Origin of the sequence: Catenulispora sp. MAP12-49 (assembly GCF_041262705.1) — a bacterium.
Taxonomy (GTDB): Bacteria; Actinomycetota; Actinomycetes; order Streptomycetales; family Catenulisporaceae; genus Catenulispora.
Genome location: NZ_JBGCCP010000011.1, coordinates 219,820 through 244,735, shown reverse-complemented (window position 1 = coordinate 244,735; position 24,916 = coordinate 219,820). Strand labels below are relative to the sequence as shown.

Genomic DNA, 24,916 nt, shown 5'->3' with positions numbered 1-24,916 from the left:
CGCCGACTGACCGGCGGTGATGTCGAATGGTCTCAGAGTCTTACAGGTCGCTTCGATGCCGAGTCAATCGCGTGGATCTGTGAAGGGGCGCTGCCAGGTTCGGCAGCGCCCCTCGGTTGCTTCGGCCGCTCTGTGCGGCTGGTCGATCAGATCCTGATCAGTTGGCGGTCAGGGTGAAGTCGTCGCAGGCTGAGGTGCCTGCTGTGGATCGGTAGCAGTAGATGTCGACGGTGGTGTTGCCGGTGGCGCCGTCATCGGATGAAAAGGCGGCTCTGAACCATGTGGAAAGCGAGTGCCTGATGAGTGGGGAATTTCGAAGTGTCTTCGATGTGCTCGACGATGTCCGTTTTCGGCGTGACTGGCTTGGGAAGGGTGGCACCCTGGACGGCATGGTGAGCTTTCTCTCCGGCTACTCGATCGCGCTCAAGATCCATGTTGCCGACGAAGATTTTGACCTCGATCCAGTCGGGGCGTTCACCAACTGGTTGAGCTGGAATTTCGGAACTGGTCTGTCTGCCGGGTGGGCGTCAGCCGTGGAACGTCTGACACACGACGGTGAATCCTCCCTCCAAGCCTTCTTCCGCTTGGTCGACGCTTTTCGAAGTGGGTCGCTGACAGAGCACTGATGTGGAACAGCAGCTATCGTCGAAGCGACGACCACCTGAACCCGTCAAGGAGACCGGACATGACATCTGTCTTCAAGCGGTTCGGCGGGGTGGCTGCCGCCACGGGCATCGCGGTCATGATGACCGCCGCGCCCTCGCACGCAGCCGTCGCCGCCGGGACCGTCGCGCCGAACGCCAGCATGGTCGAGTACGCCCTCGGGGTTTCGCCGAACGTCACCGCGGTCGAGTACGCGGCGGCTTCGCCGGACGCCACCGCGATCGAGTACGGCCTCTGATCCGCTTCCGAGCGCCGAGCGCCTTCAAAACGACCGGTGGCCCGGGCCCGATCCGATCGGGTCCGGGCCACCGGCGTGTCGTGTCGAGTTTTGGTCAGGACATCGGTACCAGCGTGAACGACTGCGCCGTGTCGCCCCCCGTGCACGTCCACTGCTGAAGCCGCGTTCCGTTCGTCGTGCCGCGGTTGGTCACGTCCAGGCACTCCGTGCCGCTGTTCCGTGCCGTGAACGTGTATGCGCTTCCGACCTGCGTCGGCAGCCACTGCTGGTTCGTGCCGCCGCCCGCCGTCCAGAGCTGGATCGGAGTGCCGTCGGAAATGGCGCCTGAGCCGCCGGTCACGTCCCAGGCCTCGGTCGGGGCGTTGCGGTTGACCACCTGGTAGTAGCCGTTGCTGGTCGGGTGGAACTGCCATTCCTGGTTTTCCTGGCCGCCGCTGCCGCAGGTCCACTGCTGGAGTGCGGTGCCGTCGGTGGTACCCCAGCCGGCGGCATCGGCGCACAGGCCGCTGTTGGTGTTCACGACCTCGTACCACTTCGTGGGGTCGATGCTGCCACCGCCGCCGCCGGAGGGAACCTGGGGCCAGGTGAACGTCGCGACCGCGCGGGCCGGCAGTGTGTAGGTGAAGGACTGGCCGTTCTCTGAGACGTTGAAGGTGTGCGAGTTGCTGGTGTCCGCGTTGAGGACGACCAGGGCGTTGGAGCCGTCCGGGTTGCGGAAGGCGACGTCCTCGAGGTTGCCGGAGCCGAAGGTGTTGGAGTCGATGCGGACGGCGCCGGGCTTCACGAACTTGCTGGCCTGGCCGAGGACGTAGTACTCCGCGTTGTACGAGGCGGTGCCGGCGTTGTTGTCGACGGTCACGGCGGCGGTGCAGGTGGTGCAGTTCATGCTGGGGCCGCCGGTGGGGTTCAGGGCGACGTTCCAGGTGGCGACGGTCTTGGCCCAGTTGCGGGTGGCGCCGATGATCAGGTTCTCGGTCTGCCAGTCGAGGCTGTCGGCGAAGGTGTTCGCCGGGTTCGAGGACTGCGAGCCCGAGCACTCCGTGAAGTACGTGTCCTTGCCCGGGTAGGCGTTGTGGACCGTGCTCTGGGCGCTGGGGTCGCCGGAGTAGCAGTGCCAGGCCGTGCCAGCCGTGTACTGGGACGCCGTCGAGTTGCCGAGGATCGTCTCGGGGAAGGAGGGGTCGTTCCAGTTGTGGTCGTAGCTGATGATCTTCGTCGCCAGTCCGGACGAGGTCAGGGCGGGCCCGAGGTTGCTCCCGATCAGGCTGGTCTCCTGGGACGCCGTGAGGGTCGAGCCGGGGTAGTTCGAGGGCGAGTACTCCGGCTCGTTCTGTGGCGTCAGCAAGGCGACCGGGACGCCGGCGGCCTGGTAGGCCTGGGCGAACTTGACCAGGTAGTTCGCGTAGACCTGGTAGTCCGAGGCGTTCAGCGAACCGCCGACCATCGACCCGCTGGATTTCATCCAGCCCGGCGGGCTCCAGGGCGTGCCCATGACGGTCAACGCGGGATTGAGCTGCAACGCCTGCTTGAGGACCGGGATGATGTAGCCGTTGTCGTGGCTGATCGAGAAGTGCGCGAGCGAGGGGTCGGTCTGGCCCGAGGGCATGTCGTCATAGCTGTACTGCGACAACGAGAAGTCCGACGCGCCGATCGGCTGTCGCAGGAAGCTCAGTCCGATGCCCTGGTTCGGGTCGAACAGCTTCGTCATGATCGACGAGCGCTGCGGTGAGTTCGCGACCAGCCATGCCGAGGAGTCGGTGAACGACGCGCCGAAGCCGGTCATGCTCTGGTAGCTCGTGCCGGGGTTGACCGTGATGGTCTGGCTGCCCGAGCCGGTGCCGGTGCCGAACGACGTACCGGCCTGCGGACTGAGCAGTTGGCTCTGATCGGCCGTGGTCTCCCACACCGACACCGCCGTCGAGGCTGCCGGGGCCGTCGTCGTCGCCGCCGCCGCGTGCGGCGCGACAAGGCTCCCGGCCGTGCCGGCGACGAGGGCGAGTGCTCCCAAGGAAGCCGCAAGGGGTCTGCTGTGCCTGCTGCTGAACATCTGCGCGTGATCCTCCTTCACCCGGTGCTGTGACAAGTCCGTGCTGTAACAAATGAAACAGCGATGTAACAGCTGTTGGCATGGAGGAAAGCAGCGGCATGACACGGTGTCAATGCTCGGAGCGAGTTCCGCAACAAGCTCGGGTGGGGCGGCGCGTGAAACGGAGGCGTTACATGGACCCGGCGGGAAGCGAGCCCGTCGAGCCCCGCACCACCAGTTCCGTGGCCAGCTCCACGTGCAGGGCGTCCACCGGCCGGCGGTCGATCAGCCGGATCAGCAGGCTGACGGCCATCCGCCCCATCTCCGCCAACGGCTGGCGGACGGTGGTGAGCATCGGGCTGGCGGCCTGGGCCAGGTCGATGTCGTCGAACCCGGTGACCGACAGGTCCGCCGGCACCCGCAGGCCCCGGTCCGCCGCGGCGGCCATGGCTCCGATGGCGGTCTTGTCGTTGAAGCAGACCAGCGCGGTGGGCGCCGCGGGCAGGTCGAGCAGTTCGCCCGCGGCCCAGTGGCCGAGCCGGACGGTCGGCTCGACCGACCTGATCAGCTCCCGATCGGGCAGGATCCCGGCGTCGGCCAGCGCCGAGGTGTGCCCGGCCAGCCGGTCCCGGGCGGCCAGCCACTCCTCGGGCCCGGCGATGACGCCGATGTGCCGGTGGCCTGCGGCGAGCAGGTGGTGCGTGGCGCTGCGCGCGCCGGCCAGATGCGCGGCCGACACCGCCGCGATGTCCCGGGGCACCTCGCCCCGGGGGTCGACGACCACGAACGGGAAGCCCTGCGCCCGCAAAGCGACCAGCTGCTCGTCGGGCTCGGGCGGCAGGATCATGATGGCGCCGGCGACCCCGCTGCGGCCGGCGAGCGTCGGCAGCACGGTCGCGGCCTGGGAGATCTCGCCCGCGTCGAGGATCAAAGTCCTGTCATGCGGCTCCAGGCTCTCGGCGATCGAGGAGACGATCAGCCCGAAGTAGTCGGTCAGCGTGTAGGGGCAGCGCAGGTAGACGGCCCCTGGCGCCTCGGGGTCCGACTCCGCGCCGGCCTGCGCGCCGAGCCGTTCGACGGTGCGCTGCACCAGGTCCCGGGTCGCCGGGGCCACGTTCGCGTGGTCGTTGAGCACCCGGGACACGGTCGCGATCGACACCCCGGTGGCCGCGGCGATGTCCCGGACGGTCGCGCGCCGGACCGGGGCCGCGTCAGCCATGCGTTACATCCCGTTTCACCCGCGCAGCATATCCACATCGTGCAGCGGCGCGGCATCCCTTGACAGGGCGGGGGAGGCGTTGGTTTCCTCAATGCGATGTTTCGCGGCTGTTACATATTGTTACATCCCCAAGAGGAGACATCCGTATGCCTCGAAGACTCTCAGCGCTGATACTGATCGGCGGGCTCGTGGTCACGGCCTGCTCGATCGTCCCGGTCGCGGCTGCCGACACCGGCCGCGCGAAGCCCGTCGCGGCCCACGTGTGGCTCACGACCCCCGACGGCGCGAACCGGCTCACCGACAAAGGAACCGTCGCCTTCGGCACGACGCCGGCCACCGCCCCGACCGTCGTGGTCGATCCGACCCTGACGTACCAGACCATGCAGGGCTTCGGCGCGGCGATCACCGATTCCTCCGCGGCGGTGCTCTCCCAACTCCCGCCCGCCGCCCGCACCGCGACGATGCGTTCGCTGTTCGACCCGGTGACCGGCGACGGCCTGGACTACCTGCGCCAGCCGATCGGCGGCTCGGACTTCGTGGCCACTACCGCCTACACCTACGACGACCTGCCGGCCGGGCAGACCGACTACGCGCAGCGCAGCTTCTCCATCGCGCACGACCAGGCGCAGATCCTGCCGCTGCTGCGGGAGGCCAAGGCCATCAACCCCCGCTTGCAGATCATCGGCACCCCGTGGAGCCCGCCGGCGTGGATGAAGACCGGCGGCTCGCTGGTCGGCGGCCGGCTCATCGACGATCCGAAGATCTACCAGGCGTACGCGCTGTACCTGCTGAAGTTCGTCGAGGCCTACAAGGCCGACGGCGTCCCCGTCGACACCATCACCGTGCAGAACGAGCCCCAGAACCGGACCCCGTCCGGCTACCCCGGCACCGACATGCCGTCGTGGCAGGAGGAGAAGGTCATCGAGGACCTCGGGCCGATGCTGCGTGAGGCACACCTGCACACCCAGATCCTGGCCTACGACCACAACTGGACCGAGCACCCCAACGACGTCGCGGCCACCCCGCCGGACGAGACCGCCGACATCGACGCCTACCCCGAGAACGTGCTGAACTCGCCGGCCGCCAAGTGGGTCTCCGGTGTCGCCTTCCACTGCTACAGCGGCGACCCGAGCGCGATGACGGCGTTCCACAACCAGTTCCCCGACAAGGCGATCTACTTCACCGAGTGCTCCGGCAGTCAGTCGAGCGACCCGGCGAACACCTTCTCCGACACCCTGAAGTGGCACACCCGGAACCTGACGATCGGCGCCACGCGCAACTGGGCCGAGACCGTCGTCACCTGGAACCTGGCGCTGGACCCGAGCGGCGGCCCGCACGTCGGCGGCTGCGGGACCTGCACCGGCGTGGTCACCGTCGGGCCCGGCGACACCGTCACGGACAACGCCGAGTACTACACCCTCGGCCACCTCGCCCGCTTCGTCCAGCCCGGGGCGGTGCGCATCGCGAGCACGTCCTTCGGGACCACCGGCTGGAACGGCCAGGTCATGGACGTCGCGTTCCGCAACCCCGACGGCGGCACCGTGCTCGTCGCGCACAACGAGAACGACAACCCGCAGACCTTCGCGGTGAAGGAAGGCGACCAGAGCTTCACCTACACGCTGCCCGGCGGCGCCCTGGCCACCTTCACCTGGAACGGCCGCCTGCCGGGTGTCAATACCCTGCGTCAGGCCGACCCGGCCGGCTGGCACGCGACCGCGAACCCGCCCGGCCCGACCGACCCCTGCTGCACCGCCGACGTGGCGGCCAACGCCGTGGACGCCGACGCCAGCACCCGCTACTCCTCGGGCGCGGCGCAGGCGGCGGGCCAGTATCTGCAGGTCGACTTCGGCAAGCGGATCCCCGCGCGTCAGGTCGTCTTCGACACCGGAGCCTCCACCGGTGACTACCCGCGCGCCTACACCGTGGCGACCAGTAGGGACGGCGTCACCTGGACGACCGCAGCCTCGGGGGCGGGTACCGGCCAGTTCACCACGGTCGACCTGAACGGGGCGCCGATCCGGTACGTCCGCTTGACCCTTACGGCAGCCGACGGGAGTTGGTGGAGCGTCGCCGATGTGCGCGCCTATACGCGCTAATCGTTAACCGGACTGCGGCGCACGAAGCACCTCCGCGACCAGCGGAGGCCGTCGCGGCAGGACGCCGTTCGCCTCGCTCGCCCGGAAGCCGTCCAGGGCGAGCGCGGCGAAGCGGCGGGCGGCGAGGGGGCGGTTGGCGGGGGCGGTGGCCGACAGGCCGCGGCAGGCCAGCAGGAACAGGCCCAGGTCGTCGAGGACGAAGTCCGGCCGCAGGTGCCCGGTGCGCTTGGCCCGGGTGGCGAGGGTGCGGATGCGGTGCAGGAGGTCCGCGCGGTGCTCGGTGAACGCGGGGGAGTGGGGGTTGGCCGCCATGAAGGCGTCGACGAAGCCCTGGTTCCCGACGTTCAGCACGCTGAGCCGCTCCACGACCGAGGCGAAGCCGCGCCACGGATCCGGGTCGGCGCATCCGTCGAGGACGATCTGGCGGCAGGCGCGCAGTTCGTCGGCGAAGACGTCGTCGATGAGGGCCTGCTTCGTCGGGAAGCGGCGATAGAGGGTCGCCGGGCCCACTTCGGCGGCGCGGGCCACCTCCCGCATCGAGGCGTCGAGGCCGCGCTCGGCGAACAGCGTGCGGGCCGCGTCCAGGATCCTGTCGCGGTTCTCGCGGGCGTCGGCCCGAAGCGGGGGCGCCTTGTGAGTCACTTCTCCGGTCATCGTTCTCACTTCCGCTAAGTGGACGCAGGCGTCCACTACGTTCGAAGCGTACCTGGTCACAGGCAAGGAGAAGGAGACTTTGATGCGCGTGGTCGTGATCGAGCGGTTCGGTGACCCGTCCGGGATGGCGGTGCGCGACAGTGCCGAACCGATGCCGGCCGCCGGGCAGGTGGCGGTGAGGACCGAGGCCATCGGGGTCGGCGGGGTCGATGCCGTGATCCGGCGCGGAACGCTCGGCGGCTGGGGCTTCACCGAGGGGCTGATCCCGGGCAGCGAGGTCGCCGGGGTGGTGACCGCGCTCGGGGAGGGGGTCGATCCGGCGTGGCTCGGGCGGCGCGTGTGGGCGTTCACCGGGACCGGCGGAGGCTACGCGGAGCTGGTCGTCGTCGGTCTCGACGCGCTCGCTGTGTTGCCCGACAAGCTCTCCTCGGTCGACGCCGTCACCCTCGGCTCCTCGGGTCCGGTCGCCCACTTCGCGCTCGCGCACGCGCACTTCACCGCGGGCGAATCAGTCCTCATACGCGGTGCCGCGGGCAGCATCGGCATCGCGGCCGTGGAACTCGCCTCCCGGGACGGCGCGAGCACTGTCGCGGTCACCACGTCGTCCGCCGAGCGCGGGCAGCGGCTTCGGGAACTGGGCGCGACGCTCGTCCTGGATCGCGCCGGACATGGTGAACACGGTGAACATGGCGAGCACGGCGAGCACGGCGAGCACGGCGACTCAGGCCCCTTCGACGTCATCATCGACATCGTCGGCGGAGCCGCCATCCCGGCCTTCATCGATCGGCTCGCACCCAACGGGCGCATGGTCGTCGTCGGCGTGGTGGCCGGTATGCCGCCCGAGGACTTCGGGATGTCCCTGGTCCGGGCCTTCCAGCAGTCGCGCTCGTTCGCGACCTTCAGCCTGGACACGATCCCGATGGCCGCGCGCAGGGCGGTCCTGGCTGAGCAGTTCGACGATGCCGCGGCCGGCCGCCTGCACCCCGTAGTGCACGAGGTGCTCGGTCTGGATCAGGCTGCTGAGGCGCACCGCCGGATGGACGAAGGCACGGTCTTCGGCCGCATCGTCCTCACACCGTAAGCGCTGAAGCGGCCAAGGCCTCCCCGATCGCCGTCCGCGCGTAGAGCACCACGCGGCCGTCCCGGGCCCGGTCCACGAGCCCGGCGCGGCGCATCACGGCCAGGTGGTCGCCGACCGCACCGGTCGCCATGCCCAGGGTGCGGGCCAGATGCGTCGTGCCGGCCGGGCTCTCCAGGGCGAGCAGAATGCGCGCGCGGCTGCGCCCGATCAAGTCGGCGAGGGCGTCCGGCTCCGGCGGTGCCGGGCTTTCCCAGAGCACTGCGATTCCCCGAGCCGGGTAGATCAGGGTCTTGGGCCACTCGCCGGAGGTGTAGGTGGCTGCGTTCGGCCAGTTGAACGCCGAGGGGACCAGGAGCAGGCCGCTGCCGGCCAGCGGGATCACCTTCTGGTCGGATCCCATGCCGGACACCTCGATGCCGTCGTCGTGCCAGCGCACCGAGGTGTGCAGGTCGGCGATGGCGGCGGCCCAGCCGGCCCGGCCCAGGACGCCCGCGCGGTGTACGACGTCGCGTTCGCAGAGCGCGCGCAGCTGGAGCCAGTCCGGCGCCATGAGCGCGCGCCACGCGTGGTCCAGCGCGTCGGCCAGGCGGGAGACCGCGTCGGGGGCGTCGAGCAGGGCCAGCACCCGGGGATCGGCGGTGGGACGTGCGGCCAGGCACGTCACGATCTCGGCCCGCGCCTGGGCCGGCGGGGTCGCCCTGATCGTCGCGAGATCGTCCTCCCAGGTCTGGGCCAGACCGGCCGGGGGAGGGGCGACGAAGTCTGCGCCGATCCACCCGGCCTGGAGCGCCAGGACCGCGTCCAGCTCGGTGTGGCGGCGAAGGCTTTCGAAGGCCGGCCGCAGCCGGGCCGCCGAGGCCACCGGCAGACGCCCGCCGCGGTCGAGGCGGCGCAGCAGCGAATCCAGCTCGAACGCCGGGGAGATGGCGAAGCGGCTGTGGAGCAGGTCCTCCGTGCCGACCTCGTAGCGGATCATGGCGACCAGGCTACGTCGGCGCGCGCCGGGTTTACGTCCAGGGGCGAATCTCTCGCTGCGGGGTGGTGGCCGGGCCAGTGTGCCCGCATGGAATCAGTGACCGCTGCCGGCATCTCCACCACCGCCGCGCCGAGCCCGCCCGGTCGGCGCACGACCTACCGGGACGTGCTCGGCCAACCCCAGTTCCGCCTTCTGTTCGCGACCCGGATCCTGGGCATCAGCGCCGAGACGCTGCGCATCACGACCCTGTCGGTCCTGATCTTCACCGCTTCGCACTCGCCGCTGCTCAGCGCGCTGGCCTTCGGGATCGGCTTCCTGCCGCAGCTGCCCGGGTCGATGCTGTTCGGGGCGCTGGCCGACCGGCTCCGGCCACGGCCGCTGCTGACCACCGGCTTCCTGTTGCAATGCGCCGCGGCGGCGGTGCTGGGAGCGGTGCGGATGCCCACGGCCGCGGCACTCGGACTGGTCGGCGCCGTCGCCGTCCTGGCCCCGGTCTTCGGCGGTGCGACGAGCCGGCTGGCCGCCGACTTCCTGGCCGGCGACGCCTATGTTCTGGGGCGCTCGCTGCTGAACATGGCCTCCTCGGGCGCGCAGTTGGCCGCCCTGGCCGTCGGCGGCGCGATGGTCGCGGCGTTGGGGACCAGCCAGGCGCTGCTGCTGGCCGCCGTGCTGAACGCCGGCTGCGCCACGGCCGTGTGGCTTCGGCTGCCCGACCGGCCGGCCCCGGGCAGCGCGCCTGGCGGTACGCAGGGTGATGCGCAGGGCAGCGCGCCTAGCAGTGCGCCGGGCAGCGTGCAGAGCGGTGCGCAAGGCCGGGCTCGGGGCGCGGTGATGGCAGCCAGCTGGTCCGGCGCCGGCCGTCTGTTGCGTGACCGTACGGTGCGCCGTCTGTACCTGGCCCAATGGCTGCCGAGCGGATTCATGGCCGGGGCCGAAGGCCTGATCGTCTCCTACGCCGGCCAGCGGGGCTTCGCCGCCGGAACCTACGGCCTGCTCATGGCCTGCGGACCCACCGGCATGCTGCTCGGCGACCTGGTCGTCGGCCGCATGGCGCGCCCCGCCACGCGGGAGGCGCTGGTGGTTCCCCTGGCCGTGTGGCTGGGGCTGCCGCTGTTGGGCCTCGCCGCCGATCCGCCGGCGTCTGTCTGCGCTCTGCTTCTGCTGGCTTCCAGCGCAGGGTTCTCCTACGCGATCGGCTTGCAGCGCCGGTTCCTCGAGGTCCTGCCGGCCGACAACCAGGGCCAGGCGTTCGGCCTGCTCAGCTCCGGAATGATGACGCTGCAAGGGATCGGGCCGGTCCTGGTGGGTGCCGTCGCCGGTCTGGCCGGGACCGGGCCGGCCATGGCCGTGGCCGGGGGAGCCACGGTGCTCACCGGGGGATGGATGGCGAGCTGGCTGCGTTAGTACCGGCACCCCGAGGCGTGCGTGGCATAGATCCACAGGCGAGTGGTCCCCGCCACTAGGAACTGCCGGTATTCCACTGTCTGCGAGAGCTGCCAGCCCGGTGCGAGTTTCCCGGTCTCCGCGACGGCGGTCACGACGTAACACGGCTGGACGTTGGTGAAGAAGCCTTCCGGCTTGTCCTCGGGCGGAGGATACCTGTTGGTCACGCCCTGGGAGGCGTGCCAGCCCACCCACTCGAGTCCGCCGTCGACCCGCATCGCGGGCGTGCCCTCGGTGGTCAGGCGGGTGTCGAGTTTCCACCGTTGTGAGTCGCCGATCAGGGCGCTGGTCATGAGCGCGAACGCCAGGACCCCGAGAGCCACGCCTGCGACGGCCCCGGCGGTCCCGCGTATCAGCCCGGACAGTCGCTCCGTGCCTGTCGCGGGCAGGCCGCGCGGCCGTCTCGGCGCTGCGACCGGCGCGGCTGTGGCGTCCGTGGCGGCCGTGGCGGGTTCCGGCCGCAGTGCTATGGCCAAGAGGCAAGGCAGCAGAGGAAGGGAATACCGGTCGAACAGGCGCTGGCCTTCGAGCAGAGCCCAGAGGGTCCCCGCCGAGTACACCAGGGCGAAGGCCCCGACGAGCCGGTCGCTGCCCAGGGCTTTGTGGACCAGCAGCCCGGCCAACAGCGCGCCGGAAACGATCGCGAGTCCGATCAGCGCCCACCAGACCGGGTTCGAGAGGACGACGCGCGAGTAGCCGTCGATCACCGTGCCGGCGTAGGACCCGCTGGGCGCCAAATAGACGCCGGTGTTGCCGGAGCCTCCCGGGAAGAACGTGTCCGTGTGGTTGTCGTGCAGGAGCATCAACGCCGCCAGCGCCGTACCCAGCGCGGTCAACCTGGCCGACAGCCGCCAGCGCATCGGCCGGGCCATCCAGAAGACGACCGGGGCGGCGACCAGCGCGATCGTGAAGTAGGAGCGCAGAATCGAGGAGGTGGTCGTGTCCATGAGCCCCGGCACCAGCTGGTACGTGGGCGGATCGTTGTTCGGAAGCGCTGTGAACCAGGCGTTGAAGGCCTCGTAGGCGACGCCGAACACGGCCGCTCCGGCCAGGACGATCCACAGCTTCAGCTTCGTGCGGGAGCGGAAGGTCCACAGCGCGTAGAGCACCACGACGGCGGGCGCGGCCAAGGACTGGTCCCGGATCGTCGTCCCCCAGTAGCCGGACAGCAGGGACAGCGCGAACAGGAGAACCGAATCGCGCTCCAGGGCCCGGCGGCCGAGGGCCAGGCACAGGAACATCGCCGCCAGCGAGGGGACGTCCGTCATGAAGGACGTGGACATCAGCCCGAAGCCGGGCCACAGAGCCAGGACGAACGTCGTGATCCCGGCGTTCCGCAGCCCGATCGAGGGACGCAGCAGGTCGTACACGGACACCAGCGCCACCACGGCGAATGCCGCGACGGACAACTGCTGGACGGACACATGGGCCGCCAGCGGTCCCAGGATGACGAACTGCCCCATCAGCGGGGACCGGTTCCAGCCGAGAAGCCTGATATGCCCGGTCCGCGCGAAGACCTGGGCGATCTTGCTGTACGACCATCCGTCGTTATGCGGGATCGAGAGGCTGCCGGTCGCCGCGGCGAGGATCACCGGGACGACGACACCGACGGCGATCGCCGCCAGGAGCCAGCGATGCGCCAGCGCGTTCGTGAGCCAACGGGGCCCGGGCCGGGCCTGGGAAGCGTGCTGCGCCGGTGCCGCTGTTCCAGACGCTGCACGCCGAGGTATCGGTACCTCGGCCAGCTCATCGCTCTGCGCGGTCATGCGCGGACTTTATCTTGCCCCGCCGGTGATCAGACACTCTGGGCATCAGCGCGTTCTTCGACGCGGGTTCTCCCGGCGGCCGGAACCGAGGGGGTGCGACCGCGCGTCTTCGTGTTGCGACGATCACAGCGCGAGATTGTGCAGGTCGGCGAAGTCGAGGACTTGATGGCCGGTATCTTCTCTCCAGACACCGCGAAGATGCCCGCATCCTGAACGCGGGCCCGGCCGGCCGATCATTCCGTCGAGCTGTGCGCGTTGGTCGTGGGGGAACAAGGGGAGAAGCGAGAAGCGATGGCAGGTACAGAGATCCTGGACACCGCAGTGGTGGGGGCCGGGCCTTATGGTCTGTCGGTGGCGGCGCACGCCACGGCGCGCGGCTCGCGCACCCGGGTGTTCGGTACCCCGATGAAGGCCTGGGCCGAGCACATGCCGATGGGCATGAAGCTCAAGTCCGAGCCGTGGGCCTCCCACCTGTCGGACCCTCGCGACAGCTTCACGCTGAGGGAGTACTGCCGGCTGGAAGGCCTGCCGTACGAGCACGGCGTGCCCACTCCCGTCGAGACGTTCGTCGACTACGGCCGCTGGTTCCAGCGGCAGGCCGTGCCGGACCTGCACGAGTGCGACGTGCGCCGGGTCGACCGGGAAGGCCGGGAGTTCACGCTGGAGCTGGCCGACGGGTCTTCGGTGCGGTCCCGTTCGGTGGTGCTGGCGGCCGGGTTCCTGCCGTTCCCACGGATGCCCGAGGCGCTCGTCGGGCTCACGGCGCCGCGAGTGCTGCACAGCAGCGCGGTGAACGACCTGGCCGCGTACGACGGCAAGCAGGTCACCGTGGTCGGCGGCGGACAGGCCGCGATCGAGATCGCCGTGCTGTTGGACGAGGCGGGCGCGGACGTGACGCTGGTGGCGCGCACGGGCGCGCTGAGGTGGAACAGCCTGCCCGGACCGCTCCCCGCCACGCTGTGGGAGCGCGTCCGCCGCCCGGAATCGGGTCTCGGGCCCGGCTACTACAACAAGGTGTTGTCCGACCTGCAGGTCGTGTTCCGGCGGATGCCGAAGGACTACCGCATGGAGGTGGTCCGCAAGACGCTCGGCCCGGAGGGCTCCTGGTGGATCCGCGACCGCTTCGAGAAGTCCTTCGACGCCGAACACGCCCGCACCGGCACCCGGATCACCGCGGCCCGGCCGCAGGGCGACCGGCTCGTGCTGGAGCTGTCCGGCGGCCGGGAGCTGGAGGTCGACCACGTGATCGCCGCGACCGGCTTCGAGGTGGAGGTCAGGAGGCTGACGGTGCTCGGCGACGAGCTGCGCGGCGCGGTCCGCGGCCTGCGGGGCCCGGACGGCCCGCCGGAGCTCGGCGCGCGCTTCGACTCCTCGGTGCCCGGGCTGCACATGGTCGGACTGGCGGCGGCCGCGACGTTCGGGCCGTCGATGCGCTTCGTGTGCGGGGCGGCGTTCGCGGCCCGTACCGTGGCGCCGCGGCTGCCCCGTTGAACAGGAACAATTCCAGGGTCTTCACGCCAGGCGAATAGCGTCGAACTATAGGATCGGGCGACCCTCGGCGACCAGGGTTTCCAGTCAGTTCGGCATTTCCTTGACGAGCGAGGGCCACCTTGGACTCACCTATAAGCTGGTTTCCATGTCAGTGAGAGCGTCGGTGGGCGCGGACACCGCTACCGACGCTGTCCTGCTCAAGCTCGACCGGAACGTCTTCCACCACGGCGGACTCGGGGTGATCCGCAGTCTGGGACGACTGGGGATCCGGGTCCACGCCATGCGCGAGGACCGGTTCGCACCGGCCGGCGCGTCCCGCTACGCGCGCCGGACGGTGTCGCCGATGCCGGACTGCGCCGCTCCCGACGACGTGCTCGACCAGCTGGACCGGCTCGCCGACCGGCTGCCGGGCCCGGCCCTGCTGGTCACCACCGACGACGCCGGCGCGATCCTGCTGGCCGAGCACGGCGACAAGCTGCGGCCCCGGTACCTGTTCCCCGCCCCGCCGGCCGACCTGCCGCGGCGGGCCGCCGGGAAGGCGACGCTCGCGGAGATCTGCCGCGTCGCCGGCGTGCCGCATCCGGCGACGACGGTTCCGGTGGACGCCGCCGAGGCCGCGGCCTTCGCCGACCTACACGGGTATCCGGTCGTCGCCAAGGTGAACCGCCCCTGGTCGGCCGACAAGTCGGTGGGGCTGCAGAGCACGACGATCGTCCGTGGCAGGGACGAGATGCTCGCCCTGGTCGAGCAGGCCCGCCGGGCGACCGGCGACGGCCCGGACACCGGCCTGCTGCTCCAGGAATACCTCGCGCCCGCACCGGCCGGCACGCGCCAGGACTGGTTCTTCCACGGCTACTTCGACGCGAGCTCGAAGTGCCTGTTCGGGCACACCGGGACCAAGGAACGCTCTTTCCCGGTCCACGCGGGCCTGACCACCTACGGCACGTGGGCGCCGAACGAGCGGCTGCGCGCGGAGGCGGTCGCGCTGCTGTCCGGGCTGGGCTACCAGGGGATCGTCGACCTCGACTACCGGTGGGATCCGCGGGACGACAGCTACCGGCTGCTGGACTTCAACCCCCGGCTGGGCGCCCAGTTCCGGCTGTTCCAGGACTCCGCCGGCATCGACGCGGTCCGGGCCATGCACCTGGACCTCACCGGGCGCGGATTCACGCCGGGGGACGCGGTGCCCGGTCGGAGCTTGTTGGTCGAGAACTACGACCCGATCGCCGCTCGGATCCTCCGGCGGGAAGGCGAACTGTCCCTGCGCTCTTGGCTGCGCTCCGCGCGCGCTGCGGACGAGGCGGCCTGGTTCGCTCGGGACGATCTCGCCCCGTTCTTCCTGGCCGGCGCCCGGACGCTGTGGCAGGCCGCGTCGAACCGGCTGCGCCGATAGCTGGGCCGAGCCGCCTGCGTCGGTAGCTGGCGAGCCGCCTGCGCCGGTAGTCGGCGACCCGCCTTCGCCGTGCCGGTAGCTACTGACGACCGCGGTCCGCGAGAAGCTGCCGGTACCAGGACTCGTAGTCGTCCAGGCACCGATCCAGACTGAACTCCTCGGCGCGCCGCGCCGAGGCCTCGCCCAATCGCGCCAGCTGCTCGGCGTCGCCGACGAGCCCGGCCAGTGCCTCGGCCAGCGCGGCCGGGTCGCCGGGGGCGACGAGCACGCCGTTGTCCGGCCCGACCAGCTCCGGCAGCGCCCCGATCCGGCTGGCGACCAGGGGCCGGCCCTGGGCCAGCGCCTCCAGGGCGGTCAGCCCGAAGATCTCCGGAGTGGTCGAGGGCACGGCCAGCAGCGCCGATCCCCGCAGGCACTCGGCGACCTCCGCCGGGCTCAGCCAGCCGCGGAACTCGACCGTGCCGGCCGCCACCAGGTCGGCGGCCCGGGCCTGCAGGCGTTCGCGGTCCGGGCCGTCGCCGACCACCACCAGCCGGGCCTTGGGCTGCGTGCGGGCCAGGATGGCGAACGCCTCCAGCAGGACGTCCGCCCCCTTCAGAGGACTGATCCGGCCCACGTAGGCCGCCTGCCACACCTCCGAGACCGGGGACGGGGCGAAGACCCGGTCCACGGCGTGCGGGATCACCCGGACCGGCACCCGGCCGGCGTCGGCCCGGACCAGCTCGGCGACGAACCGGCTCGGGGCCGCGAAGCCGTCGATCCGGCGCAGCCCGGCCAGCAGGTAGGCGGGCCGCATCAGGAAGCGCAGGTGCAGGTAGCGGGGCAGCGCGCCGAGCGGGATCCGGCCGGCGTTGTCGGCGATCTGCCAGCGCAGCAGCTTGCGGGTCCAGTCCTCGGGGCCGTGGATGGTGAGGATGCGCGCGGCGCCGCGGGTCGCGGGGAACACGGCCGGGCTGAACCCGCCGACGGTGTGCAGGTGCACGCAGTCCGGCCGGAACTCCCGCATGATCCGCCGCAGCCCGCGGTAGGCCTGGCGATGCCAGAGGAACCCGGCCAGCTTGCCGGCCGGCCCGCCGCCCACCGGGGGCAGCAGTTCGTCGGCGAACACGGTCCGGCTGCCCGAGGGCGCCTCGAGCGCCACCACCCGAACCTCGTGGCCCCGGGCGGTCTGGCCGTCCCGGAGCATGCGGACGAACTTCTCCGCGCCCCCGGCCTCGAAGCCCAGGTTGACGATGTGCAGAATTCTCACCGGTGCCGCGCAATCTTCGAGCCGAATGGTGGGGTGCGAACCGCCCGGGTTCGAGAATCGGCGCGGTGACACCGAAGACGCCGAACCATGGCACTATGAACGCTCGCAGGCGGGAGTCCGTTTCACGGGCACCCGGCGACGGCGGCGGCCTCCCGGCCGCTCCCGGTCACCGACCGGATCCGCCAAGCGACGAAGTCCGGTCGAGGGGAGCGAAGGGCAGCCGGTCACCGGCCCCGAAATCATAATGGCGAACAGCAAGCGTCGGCACTGGGCGATCATCGGGGCCGCTGCGGCCGCGGTCGTCATCGCCGCCGGCATCGCGACCGCCGTCTCCGGCGGCGACCCGGGCCAGCCCTCGGCGTTCGGCCACTCGCCGGCGGCGAGCACCGCGGCCACCACGGACGCGTCCGGTGCGACCCCGTCCCCGGGTTCCGCGTCCGGCACGGCCGCACCCGGACCGACTTCGAGCAGCACAGACACCTCGCATCTGGCTGACATGAAGTGGGGCCTGGACTACAGCGACACGCTGACGTTCGATCAGCCGGACGAGCTCAACACCGCGCTCGACGACGCCAAGAAGCTCGGGATGGACTACATCCGCGTCGACTTCGGCTGGGAGGACTACCAGTCCTTCTCCAACTACGCGCCCGACTTCTCCAAGTTCGACAGGGTCGTCGCCGCGGCGAACGCCCGCGGCCTGAAAGTGTTGGCCACCCTCGGCTTCCCGCCGCCGTGGGCACGCCGCGACGCCTGCAAGGACACCGCCGCCTGCCCGCCCGCCGACAGCGCGCGGTACGCCAACTTCCTGAAGCAGGCGGCCGCGCGCTACTCGGCCCGGGGCGTCCACTACTGGGAGGTGTGGAACGAGCCCAACCTCACGTCCTGGGCCCCGACCCCGGACGCGGCGGACTACACCAAGCTCCTGGTGACGGTGTCCTCGGCGATCCGTGCCGCGGATCCGCACGCCTTCATCCTGATGGGCGGCCTCGCGGCGACCCACCCGAGCGACGGCTCGGCGTTCATCACGCCGTACGACTTCATCACCGCGGTGGCCAAGGCCGGCGGCCTGAAGGCGATCGACGGGATCTCCTATCACCCCTACCCGGACGGAGATCCGGCGACCAGCAAGACCTTCCAGGCCATCAGCCAGTCGCCGACGAGCATCGTCGCCGCGCTGAACCAGGTCGGGGCGCCGAACATGCCGATCTGGATCACCGAGACCGGATCGGCGATCCCGGCCGCGGTCGGGGGGACTCCGGAGCAGAACAAATCGCAGGAGGCGTATCAGGTGTTGCAGGCCAAGCGCGAGGTGGACACGCTGGCCTCGTATCCGAACGTGACCTCGTTCTTCTGGTTCTCCGACCAGGACGTGCCCGCCGACCATCTGGCCTTCGGGCTGCGGCGGGCCGACGGGACCTTCCGGCCCGCGTTCTACACCCTGCAGCAGATCATCGCCAACGCGAAGAAGGCGCGATGAGCGCGGGCAGGGCGCCGCGGGTCTCGGTGCTGATCCCGTGCGCCCCGCGCCAGCAGTACCTGGAGGAGACGCTGATCTCCATCCAGAAGCAGACCTTCCAGGACTGGGAGGTCGTCCTGGTGCTGGACGGCGAGTGCGAAGAGAACCGGCGCATGGCCGCCGTGCTGCCCGAGGACCAGATCCAGATCGTCGTCACCTCGCGTCCCCGCTCGGGAATCGCGGCGGCCCGGAACGCGGGCCTGCCCGAGTGCCGCGGCGACCTGGTCGCGTTCTGCGACGGGGACGACCTGTGCGAGCCCGAGCGGCTGGCCCGCCAGGTCGCCGAGTTCGACCGCCGTCCGGGCTTGGGGATGCTCGCCACCTGGTCTCGACGCTTCAACAGCGAGACCGGTGCCGACCTCGGCCCGCGCCGCTGTCCCGCCGAATCTGACGCTTTGGCCCGCCGGCTGTTGCTGTTCAACCCCGTGACGGTGTCCACCGTGATGGCGCGGCCGGAGGTCGTGCGCGAGGCCGGGAACTTCCGCGACGCCGCGATCCAGTGCGAGGACTACGACCTCTGGCTCCGGATCCTCGGCCGGGCCGAGGTGGCCGCACTGCCGGAGGAACTGGTGCGCTATCGGGTGCACGAGGGGCAGTTCAGCCACCGCGCCAAGATCATGCCGCAGAGCGGCCTGCTGCGGCGCGAGAAGCTGGCGGCGGCGCGGCGGCTGGGCTGGAGCGTGCCGGTGGCCCGGGCCAAGCACCTGGCCTGGGTGGGCGTCCAGCTGGCGAACCGGCGCTTCTAGCACGGCCGCACGGCGCCGCCGGGACCGGGCCGGAACCGGCCTCAGCGCTCGACGAACGAGCACTCACGGTCCCGGTGGCGGCGTCCAGCGGTCGTCCGCCCCGCCCGGCTCCGGGCGCGGATCGGGAGCCTCGGGCTCTGGCCGGAAGAAGGAATCGGGGACCACGATCGGCCGCATGATCAGGGTCTGCTCCGCGTCCGCGGCCGACGGCGGCACCACCGGGCCCGCCGATCTGATCCGGTCCCGCGGCACGGCCCGCCCTTCGGCCGCCCGCTCTTCGGCCGGTCCCTGATCCGCCGGTCCCTGATCCACTGGTCCGGCCTGGCGGGGCATCGACCGGGGCCGCATGCGCAGGCCTCCGGTCCGGGCCGGCCGCCAGCTCTCCCGTCCGTACGCCCGCGGCGTGGCACTGCCCTCGTCGTCCGGGCTGTACGCGTCGAAGCGGTCGCTGCGTCCGCGTGCCTCCGGACGGTTCCACGGGAAGAACATCGGCTCGGTGATCGCCGTCGAGTCGCCGACACCGACCCACACGCTCTGCCGGGGCCGTGGACGGTCCCGTGGCACGCTGCCGGACCCCGCGGCGCCGACGCCGGCCGGCACCCCCTCCTCGTCGCGTTCGGGGCCCTCGCCGGGCTCGTAGAGGTCGTAGTCCTCGTCGGCCTCGGTCTGCGCGGCTATCTTCGCCCCCGGGACGAACGCCACCGCGAACAGTCCCGAGGCCAGGTTGCCCAGGGCCCAGGACCAGCCGATCCAGTTCAGGCCCCGGTGCGCGAAGCCCAGGGCCAGCGCCAGGGTCGCGACCATGTACACCACGTTGCTGCCCAGCAGCGGCTTCATGCGCCCCGTGATCCGCAGCGCGCTGGTGGCCCAGGTGTGGAACGCGACCGCGAGCGCGCCGAGCGCCAGGATCGTCAGCAGTCCCTGCGCGTGCCCCGGGTACTTGCTGCCGAACAGGCTCAGCAGCGGCTCGCGGACCAGGATCACGGCCGCGACGCCGGGGATCATCACCGCGGTCATGATGGTCGCGGACCGCTTCATCAGGCTGCGCAGCTGCTCGGGATCGTGGGCGCCCTCGGAGAAGAGCGCGTCGCCGATGGCGTACGAGCCGGTCGAGAGCAGAGCCGCGATCTGGGAGCCCAGGTAGTAGTAGGTGACGTCGTCGGGGCCCAGCCAGCGCAGCGTGATGACCGGCAGGGCCAGCTGCGGTATCAGGTTCAGCAGCGAGGAGAAGTGGGTGGTCGCCGAGTAGCTCGCGGTCTCCCGGATCCGGGTGCCGCCGAGGCGGAAGGAGAACCGGAAGCCCAGCTTGCGGTGCATGAAGTACAGCGACGCCAGCGTGGCCACGACGTAGCCGGTCCCGGAGGCCGCCACGATGCCCATGGCACCCATGCCGACCACGGATGCCGGGACCACCAGCTTGGACAGACTCTGGATGAAGCCGTCGACCAGCGTGTTGTACTCGGCCCGGCGCGCGGCCATGAAGACCGAGTCGGTGACCAGGTTGATCGTGGCGAAGACACAGATGACGATCAGGACGACGGCGTAGAGGGGCTTGTCGCGGATGAAGGACAGATCCGGGGAGATCACCTTCACGAGCAGGACATAGCCCGTGCCGAGCACGAAGCTGGCACCCGCCACCAGCGCCAGCATCACCGACACCTGACGGTGCCGGGCCGCGCCGTCGGCCTGGTACCGGATCATCGTGGCCCCGAACCCGAACGTGCTCAGGAACGAGATGAGCGAGATCGCCGACAGCAGCGTGGTGGCCAGGCCGATCTGGGTCGAGCTGTAGAGGTGGGCGACGAGCGCCCAGAATACGAAGCCGATGCCGGCGGTGAGGCCGGCGGAGACCATGAGGAACAGCGAGTTCCGGAGCATCTTCGAGCCGGCGGCGCCTCCCGACTCCTCGGTGCTTCCTGACTCCCCGGCATCGTCTGGATCGGAGCTGTCGGCGGCGGTGTTGTCCAGGACCGTGCTGTCGAGGACGGTGCTTCTGAGGTGGGTGCTGTCGAGGTCGGCATTGGCGAGGCGGGTGCTGTCTAGGCCGGTATTGGCGAGGCGGGTGCTGGCGAGGTCGGAGACAGCGGTCGTGGAAGCGCCGACCTTCGCGACGTCGACATCTGGTTCAGCAGCCCCCCGGCGGCGACGCCCCTTAGCCACGCTGCGTCTTCCGGAGCCGGAGACCGAACAAGCAGCCGGACAACACCACGAAGCACAGCACAGCCGTCGTGCCCTCCGACGGGTGCTCGAAGAAGTGGGTCAGCCGGTATCCGGTGGTCCACGGGTGGGACAGGTTGTTGAGGCACAGGTAGACCCACACCAGGAACGCGTAGCCGCCGATCGCGGCCATGGCGGCCTCGGCCGCGTCCGGACGGCCGGTGCGGCGTGCCCAGAACGTGCCGGTCCGGGCACGCAGCGCGTACGCGCAGGCGAACGACAGCGCCAGGCTCAGTGCCCCGAAGGTGTCACGCCGCAGCGGCAGCACGGCGGCGATATGCACCGCCAGCGCGTACGGCCGCAGCACCGCGACCAGGGCCACGTAGGCCCAGCCCAGCAGCCCGGCGACCATCAGCGTCTCGGCGGCGGGCCGGTACATCGTCCTCATACGTCATCCCCGGTCGGCGGAACTTCCCCCCGGGCGGCTCGCCGAACGGTAGGTCTCGATCAGCATGGATGCGTGGTCCGGCCACGCGAAACGCTCCACAGCGTACTCCCGGGCGTACTTGCCCATCTGCCCGCGCAGCTCGGAGTCGGCGGCTATCTCTTGCAGCCGGACACGGAGCATCTCCGTGTCCCGGTCCACCAACGATACGCGATCACGATCCAGGTCGTAGGCCGCGTACCCGCTGTCGTCCGTGGTCAGCACGGCGATCCCGGAGCTCATCGCCTCCTGGACGGTGAGCGGGAACCCCTCGGAGGTCGACGGCAGGGCGAAGATGTCGCAGGCTCGGTAGGCGGCGGCCACCTCGGCGGGAGCCAGGGAGCCGAGGTAGATCGCTGAGTCCGGCGCCCCGGACAGCGCCTCGGCCGGCCCGCCCGCGAACACCAGCCGGTAACCCGGGTCCTCCGCCGCGAGCAGCAGATCGAAACCCTTCTTGGGGACGAACCGGCCGACGAACAGCACCAGTACGCCCTCCGGCGGCAGACCCAGCCGCTCGCGTTCGGCGGCCTGCTCGGCGGCATCGCGGGACGGCCGGAACAGCGCGGTGTCGACGCCGTTCGGCAGGTGGCGCACCCCTTCCGGTCGAGCGCCGAGCCCGCGGGCGAAGGCCGCGACGTCGGAGTTCATGGTGAACACGGTCTGTGCGCCGCGCATGAGCAGCCGCCCCGCCGTGGCGTAGACGGCCTTCTGGACCAGGCTCACGGCGGCCGAGTCGTGGTGCACCAGCGCTACGTGCTGCGTGGCCACCACCGGGGTGCGGGTCGCCTTCGCCGCGGTCAGCGCGGCCCATGACGTCAGATAGAAGGCATCGTGGATGTGCACGACGTCGGCCCACCGGGCCCAGCGCACCGCCCGGCGCAGCAGCTTCGGCCCCAGGATCGGGAAAGGCACGCCGGCTTTGCGCTCCAGCCCGTTCCAGGCCCGGACCCGCACCACCCGGATCCCGTCCTCGTCGGTGACGCTGCTGCGCTCCCCGCTGGTCAGCACGGTCACCTGAACCCCGGCGGCGGTCAGGTGCCGGGCCTCAGCGTGCACCACGTTCTCGATACCGCCCAGATGCGGCGGGTAATAGTGGCAGACGAGCAGGACTTTGAGTGGCCCGCGGGCGTCGTCGCTCATCGGTGGGACGGCGCTCATCGGTAAATCTCCACTCCGGGGCTGACGTAGATCTTGTCCTTCAAGTCCTCGAGCAGACCGGTCGGATACACGTACGGAACCGCCGTGCCCCGGTAGTCGATGGACGCCCGGTCCTGGTCCACCTCCGCGTGCCCGAGCATGACGTAGCTGCCCGGCTGGAGCATGAGCGGATCGACCGTGCCGTCGGTGGGGCCGACGTAGATGCTCTGGATCCGCTCGAAGACGTCCTGACTGGTCTGGAGCAACATGGTCTGCTGCGCGTCGGGCGGGATGCGGTCGTACACGCTCTGGAGCCAGGTGGCCGCGTCCATCTCCTCTTGGGTCGGGAAGTACGCGTCGTAGTACGCACCGGAGTCGGAGAGCGCGAGCTGCGGCTGGTAGCCGCCGGTGAGGCGCGGCACCACGCCGGTGAGGTCGACGACCATCACCGCGATCACCGCCGCCAGCAGCGGCGTCCGGTAGCGGCCGCACCAACGCAGGACCCAGAGCAGGCCGGCGGCCATGAACGCGCCGAAGAAGAAGATCCCTTGCTGGAGCGCGCGCAGGACGCTGTAGTCGACCGTGAGCTGCGGCACGAGCGTGAGCAGGACCAGGACGGCTATCGAGCCGATGGCGAGCGCGGCCTGGTCCCGGGTCGGGGTCACCTCGGCCCGCAGCCGCCGATAGCGCAGGCCCAGCAGGACGACGGCCGTGCCGAGCAGCAGCAGGAGCTGGATCGCGGCGGCTATGCCGAAGCGGATCAGGCCGTTCAGACTCGCCACCGGCAGCCCGAGGCTCTGCAGACCGTTGCCGACGGAAGTCAGCGGCAGGTCCGGGATGGAGGTGATCGGGGTCGGGTACCTGTCGATCACCGACTGCGGGTACAGCAGACCCGAGTCGCGGTCGTCGGTGGTCTCGGCACGGGTCTCGGCCAGGTAGGCGTCCATGCGCTGGGTGTCGGTGATGGTGGAGCCGCCGACCAGGCTGTTGGAGGTGTCGGCGGAGCCGACATCCGAGGTGTCGCCGATGATCTCGCGCCACGAGGCGGTCAGGGTACTGGTCAGCTGCCCGCTGGTGTGGGTGACGGGTCCGGCGTAGCCCACGGCCAGGACGGCGGTGAGGGCCACGACCCAGAAGGTGATGAACGCCGGGGCGCCCGCCTTCGGCGAGGCGCCGCCCCGGGCCCGGAGGGCGGCTATGCGCTCCCGGAATCCGCCCCTGCCCCGGCCGTCGGCGAGGACACCGGGTGCGAGTGTGCTGCCTGCAGCGGCCTGGCTCCCGCCGGCCGTGTTCTCGTCGGCCTTGCTCTCAGGGTCCTCGACGTAATCCCAGTCGCCGTAGTCCCAGACGTCGCCGGCCTGGTCCTCGGCGGCCGGGTTCTGTGTGGCTTGGCTCTGGGCGGCTTGGACGCCGGCGGCGGCCGGTTGGCCCATCCGGCTCCGGCGGCGCTCGCCGAACCGGTCCAGCCACCGCCAGGCAGTGGTGACCACCATGGCGGATCCCAGGACCATCACCAGTACATACGCCGTCGCATAGTGCGCGAGCACGATCCCGGCAAGCAGAGGGACCAGCAGGTAGCGCCGCTGCCGGGCGTCCTCCTGCTGCTCGGACATCACCACGACCACCGCGCCCAGGATGACGAACGCGATCTCCTGGCGTGCCATGTACGCCATGTCCGTGAAGAACGTCGGGAAGGTCAGGAACAGCGCCGAGGACAACAGCGCCACCTGTCGCGACGCCAGGTTCTCGACCGAACGGAACAAGGCGACCGGAGCCGCCGCGAACATCAGCGGGAAGACGATCTTCCAGACCCCGGCCGCCGAGATCGCGGTGAGCTTGGTGAACGCCAGCGGCAGCAGGGTGATGCTCAGGCAGGCGTTGTACGAGGTCTTGTAGTCGCCGATCACCCAGTGCCCGCCGCCGAGGTTGAGCCGGTAGACCTCGTACTCCACCTGGATGTCGTGCCCGGTGATCAGCCACCCGCGCAGCGACGTCAGCAGCAGGAGGGCGGCGGCGCCGAGGAACACCCCCAGCTCCAGCACCTCGACCGCGTACCGCTCATGCCGGATCAGCATCAGGACCAGCAGCCCGGCGATCGCCGTGTACGCGACCATGCTGGCCTGCGGGCCGAGCCCGTTGTTCAGCCGCGTCGCGCCGGCGACAGCCAGGACCAGGCACAGCACGCCGTAGCCGGCGACGGCCCTCAGCCCGGCCAGTTCCCGGACCCGGATCCAGTTCACCGGCGGGCACTTCGGGGACAGCGCCCCGATCAGCAGGTTGACGAGCGCGAACCCGGCCGCCAGCGGCACTTCCGACAGCGGTCGGCTGTAGCCGAACAGCGGGCCGCCGAAGTTCACGAGCAGCAGCACGGCGAAGTCGGTGACCACGGCGAAGCCGAAAGCGACCAGCACCGCGGCGTCGAGCCTGGACACGGCGCGCCGCGCCATGCCCGTCCACAGCACGGTCGGCGCGCCGAGGATCAGCCACAGGCCGGCCAGTGTGGCCAGCGGGCCGGGAAGGTAGTAGGCGCCGAAGCAGGCGGTCACACCGGCGAGGACGACGCTCGCCAGGATCGCGGTCC

General features: G+C 70.7%; 19 protein-coding genes. 9 read left to right on the top strand and 10 right to left on the bottom strand.

Annotated features, from left to right (window positions below; genetic code table 11):
* The first annotated feature begins 221 nt into the window (after positions 1-221).
* Positions 222-626, top strand: coding sequence for a hypothetical protein (locus ABIA35_RS21975; RefSeq protein ID WP_370344125.1), 405 nt, complete (start codon positions 222-224; stop codon positions 624-626).
* Between the two features lie 59 nt (positions 627-685).
* Positions 686-901 carry a hypothetical protein gene (locus tag ABIA35_RS21970; protein ID WP_370344124.1) on the top strand — a complete coding sequence of 72 codons (216 nt, stop codon included), beginning with the start codon at positions 686-688 and terminating at the stop codon, positions 899-901.
* 94 nt (positions 902-995) lie between these two features.
* On the opposite strand, the gene ABIA35_RS21965 is transcribed toward ABIA35_RS21970, so the two are convergent.
* Together ABIA35_RS21965 and ABIA35_RS21960 are read right to left on the bottom strand one after the other, a co-directional pair.
* The gene (locus ABIA35_RS21965; RefSeq protein WP_370359122.1) at positions 996-2,948 is read right to left on the bottom strand and encodes an RICIN domain-containing protein; all 1,953 of its coding nucleotides are present in this window, start codon (positions 2,946-2,948) and stop codon (positions 996-998) included.
* A 169-nt stretch (positions 2,949-3,117) separates the two neighbouring features.
* Positions 3,118-4,146 carry a LacI family DNA-binding transcriptional regulator gene (locus ABIA35_RS21960; RefSeq protein WP_370359121.1) on the bottom strand — a complete coding sequence of 343 codons (1,029 nt, stop codon included), beginning with the start codon at positions 4,144-4,146 and terminating at the stop codon, positions 3,118-3,120.
* A gap of 146 nt (positions 4,147-4,292) precedes the next feature.
* Here ABIA35_RS21960 and ABIA35_RS21955 point away from each other — a divergent pair, with 146 nt between their 5' ends.
* Complete coding sequence (locus tag ABIA35_RS21955; RefSeq protein WP_370359120.1) at positions 4,293-6,242, top strand: glycoside hydrolase family 30 beta sandwich domain-containing protein; 1,950 nt, start codon at positions 4,293-4,295, stop codon at positions 6,240-6,242.
* Positions 6,243-6,245: 3 nt separating this feature from the next.
* On the opposite strand, the gene ABIA35_RS21950 is transcribed toward ABIA35_RS21955, so the two are convergent.
* Positions 6,246-6,896 carry a TetR/AcrR family transcriptional regulator gene (locus tag ABIA35_RS21950; RefSeq protein ID WP_370359119.1) on the bottom strand — a complete coding sequence of 217 codons (651 nt, stop codon included), beginning with the start codon at positions 6,894-6,896 and terminating at the stop codon, positions 6,246-6,248.
* A gap of 82 nt (positions 6,897-6,978) precedes the next feature.
* Between ABIA35_RS21950 and ABIA35_RS21945 the strand changes: the two genes are divergently transcribed.
* Positions 6,979-7,977, top strand: coding sequence for a zinc-binding dehydrogenase (locus tag ABIA35_RS21945; protein ID WP_370359118.1), 999 nt, complete (start codon positions 6,979-6,981; stop codon positions 7,975-7,977).
* Here ABIA35_RS21945 and ABIA35_RS21940 read toward each other — a convergent pair.
* Positions 7,967-8,953 (bottom strand): DUF5937 family protein, encoded by a 987-nt coding sequence (locus ABIA35_RS21940; protein ID WP_370359117.1) that lies wholly within the window; start codon positions 8,951-8,953, stop codon positions 7,967-7,969. The genes ABIA35_RS21945 and ABIA35_RS21940 overlap by 11 nt on opposite strands.
* 111 nt (positions 8,954-9,064) lie before the next feature.
* Between ABIA35_RS21940 and ABIA35_RS21935 the strand changes: the two genes are divergently transcribed.
* Entirely contained in the window at positions 9,065-10,357 is a 1,293-nt protein-coding gene (locus ABIA35_RS21935; RefSeq protein WP_370359149.1) for an MFS transporter, read from the top strand.
* On the opposite strand, the gene ABIA35_RS21930 is transcribed toward ABIA35_RS21935, so the two are convergent.
* The gene (locus tag ABIA35_RS21930) at positions 10,354-12,162 is read right to left on the bottom strand and encodes a glycosyltransferase family 39 protein (protein WP_370359116.1); all 1,809 of its coding nucleotides are present in this window, start codon (positions 12,160-12,162) and stop codon (positions 10,354-10,356) included. The two genes, ABIA35_RS21935 and ABIA35_RS21930, sit on opposite strands and share 4 nt — an antisense overlap.
* A 291-nt stretch (positions 12,163-12,453) precedes the next feature.
* On the opposite strand from ABIA35_RS21930, the gene ABIA35_RS21925 reads away from it, so the two are divergent.
* Both ABIA35_RS21925 and ABIA35_RS21920 read left to right on the top strand, forming a co-directional pair.
* Positions 12,454-13,653, top strand: a complete 1,200-nt coding sequence (locus ABIA35_RS21925; RefSeq protein WP_370359115.1) for an NAD(P)-binding domain-containing protein — start codon at positions 12,454-12,456, stop codon at positions 13,651-13,653.
* A 145-nt stretch (positions 13,654-13,798) separates the two neighbouring features.
* Complete coding sequence (locus ABIA35_RS21920; RefSeq protein WP_370359114.1) at positions 13,799-15,046, top strand: carboxylate--amine ligase; 1,248 nt, start codon at positions 13,799-13,801, stop codon at positions 15,044-15,046.
* 79 nt (positions 15,047-15,125) lie between these two features.
* On the opposite strand, the gene ABIA35_RS21915 is transcribed toward ABIA35_RS21920, so the two are convergent.
* A complete protein-coding gene (locus ABIA35_RS21915) occupies positions 15,126-16,295 on the bottom strand; it encodes a glycosyltransferase family 4 protein (protein WP_370359113.1) in 1,170 nt (389 codons plus the stop codon).
* A gap of 244 nt (positions 16,296-16,539) precedes the next feature.
* Here ABIA35_RS21915 and ABIA35_RS21910 point away from each other — a divergent pair, with 244 nt between their 5' ends.
* Positions 16,540-17,772 (top strand): cellulase family glycosylhydrolase, encoded by a 1,233-nt coding sequence (locus ABIA35_RS21910; RefSeq protein ID WP_370344112.1) that lies wholly within the window; start codon positions 16,540-16,542, stop codon positions 17,770-17,772.
* Complete coding sequence (locus ABIA35_RS21905) at positions 17,769-18,557, top strand: glycosyltransferase (protein WP_370359112.1); 789 nt, start codon at positions 17,769-17,771, stop codon at positions 18,555-18,557. Before ABIA35_RS21910 ends, ABIA35_RS21905 begins: the two co-directional genes overlap by 4 nt.
* A gap of 63 nt (positions 18,558-18,620) precedes the next feature.
* Here the strand turns inward: ABIA35_RS21905 and ABIA35_RS21900 are convergent, their stop codons facing one another.
* From ABIA35_RS21900 to ABIA35_RS21885, 4 genes are read right to left on the bottom strand one after another with little or no spacing between them, the layout of a single operon-like run.
* Positions 18,621-20,717 (bottom strand): oligosaccharide flippase family protein, encoded by a 2,097-nt coding sequence (locus ABIA35_RS21900; protein ID WP_370359111.1) that lies wholly within the window; start codon positions 20,715-20,717, stop codon positions 18,621-18,623.
* The gene (locus ABIA35_RS21895; protein WP_370344109.1) at positions 20,710-21,162 is read right to left on the bottom strand and encodes a hypothetical protein; all 453 of its coding nucleotides are present in this window, start codon (positions 21,160-21,162) and stop codon (positions 20,710-20,712) included. The genes ABIA35_RS21900 and ABIA35_RS21895 overlap by 8 nt, the downstream gene beginning before the upstream one ends.
* Before the next feature lie 3 nt (positions 21,163-21,165).
* On the bottom strand, positions 21,166-22,356 hold the full coding sequence (locus tag ABIA35_RS21890) for a glycosyltransferase family 4 protein (RefSeq protein WP_370344108.1): 1,191 nt from the start codon (positions 22,354-22,356) through the stop codon (positions 21,166-21,168).
* Complete coding sequence (locus ABIA35_RS21885) at positions 22,353-24,881, bottom strand: hypothetical protein (protein WP_370359110.1); 2,529 nt, start codon at positions 24,879-24,881, stop codon at positions 22,353-22,355. The genes ABIA35_RS21890 and ABIA35_RS21885 overlap by 4 nt, the downstream gene beginning before the upstream one ends.
* Positions 24,882-24,916: the final 35 nt, after the last annotated feature.

Excerpts from the sequence above, each read along its gene's own strand:
- ABIA35_RS21975 (WP_370344125.1), top strand. The coding sequence starts at position 222 with ATGTCGACGGTGGTGTTGCCGGTGGCGCCGTCATCGGATGAAAAGGCG.
- ABIA35_RS21970 (WP_370344124.1), top strand. The coding sequence starts at position 686 with ATGACATCTGTCTTCAAGCGGTTCGGCGGGGTGGCTGCCGCCACGGGC.
- ABIA35_RS21965 (WP_370359122.1), bottom strand. The coding sequence starts at position 2,948 with ATGTTCAGCAGCAGGCACAGCAGACCCCTTGCGGCTTCCTTGGGAGCA.
- ABIA35_RS21960 (WP_370359121.1), bottom strand. The coding sequence starts at position 4,146 with ATGGCTGACGCGGCCCCGGTCCGGCGCGCGACCGTCCGGGACATCGCC.
- ABIA35_RS21955 (WP_370359120.1), top strand. The coding sequence starts at position 4,293 with ATGCCTCGAAGACTCTCAGCGCTGATACTGATCGGCGGGCTCGTGGTC.
- ABIA35_RS21950 (WP_370359119.1), bottom strand. The coding sequence starts at position 6,896 with ATGACCGGAGAAGTGACTCACAAGGCGCCCCCGCTTCGGGCCGACGCC.
- ABIA35_RS21945 (WP_370359118.1), top strand. The coding sequence starts at position 6,979 with ATGCGCGTGGTCGTGATCGAGCGGTTCGGTGACCCGTCCGGGATGGCG.
- ABIA35_RS21940 (WP_370359117.1), bottom strand. The coding sequence starts at position 8,953 with ATGATCCGCTACGAGGTCGGCACGGAGGACCTGCTCCACAGCCGCTTC.
- ABIA35_RS21930 (WP_370359116.1), bottom strand. The coding sequence starts at position 12,162 with ATGACCGCGCAGAGCGATGAGCTGGCCGAGGTACCGATACCTCGGCGT.
- ABIA35_RS21925 (WP_370359115.1), top strand. The coding sequence starts at position 12,454 with ATGGCAGGTACAGAGATCCTGGACACCGCAGTGGTGGGGGCCGGGCCT.
- ABIA35_RS21920 (WP_370359114.1), top strand. The coding sequence starts at position 13,799 with ATGTCAGTGAGAGCGTCGGTGGGCGCGGACACCGCTACCGACGCTGTC.
- ABIA35_RS21910 (WP_370344112.1), top strand. The coding sequence starts at position 16,540 with ATGGCGAACAGCAAGCGTCGGCACTGGGCGATCATCGGGGCCGCTGCG.
- ABIA35_RS21905 (WP_370359112.1), top strand. The coding sequence starts at position 17,769 with ATGAGCGCGGGCAGGGCGCCGCGGGTCTCGGTGCTGATCCCGTGCGCC.
- ABIA35_RS21895 (WP_370344109.1), bottom strand. The coding sequence starts at position 21,162 with ATGAGGACGATGTACCGGCCCGCCGCCGAGACGCTGATGGTCGCCGGG.
- ABIA35_RS21890 (WP_370344108.1), bottom strand. The coding sequence starts at position 22,356 with ATGAGCGCCGTCCCACCGATGAGCGACGACGCCCGCGGGCCACTCAAA.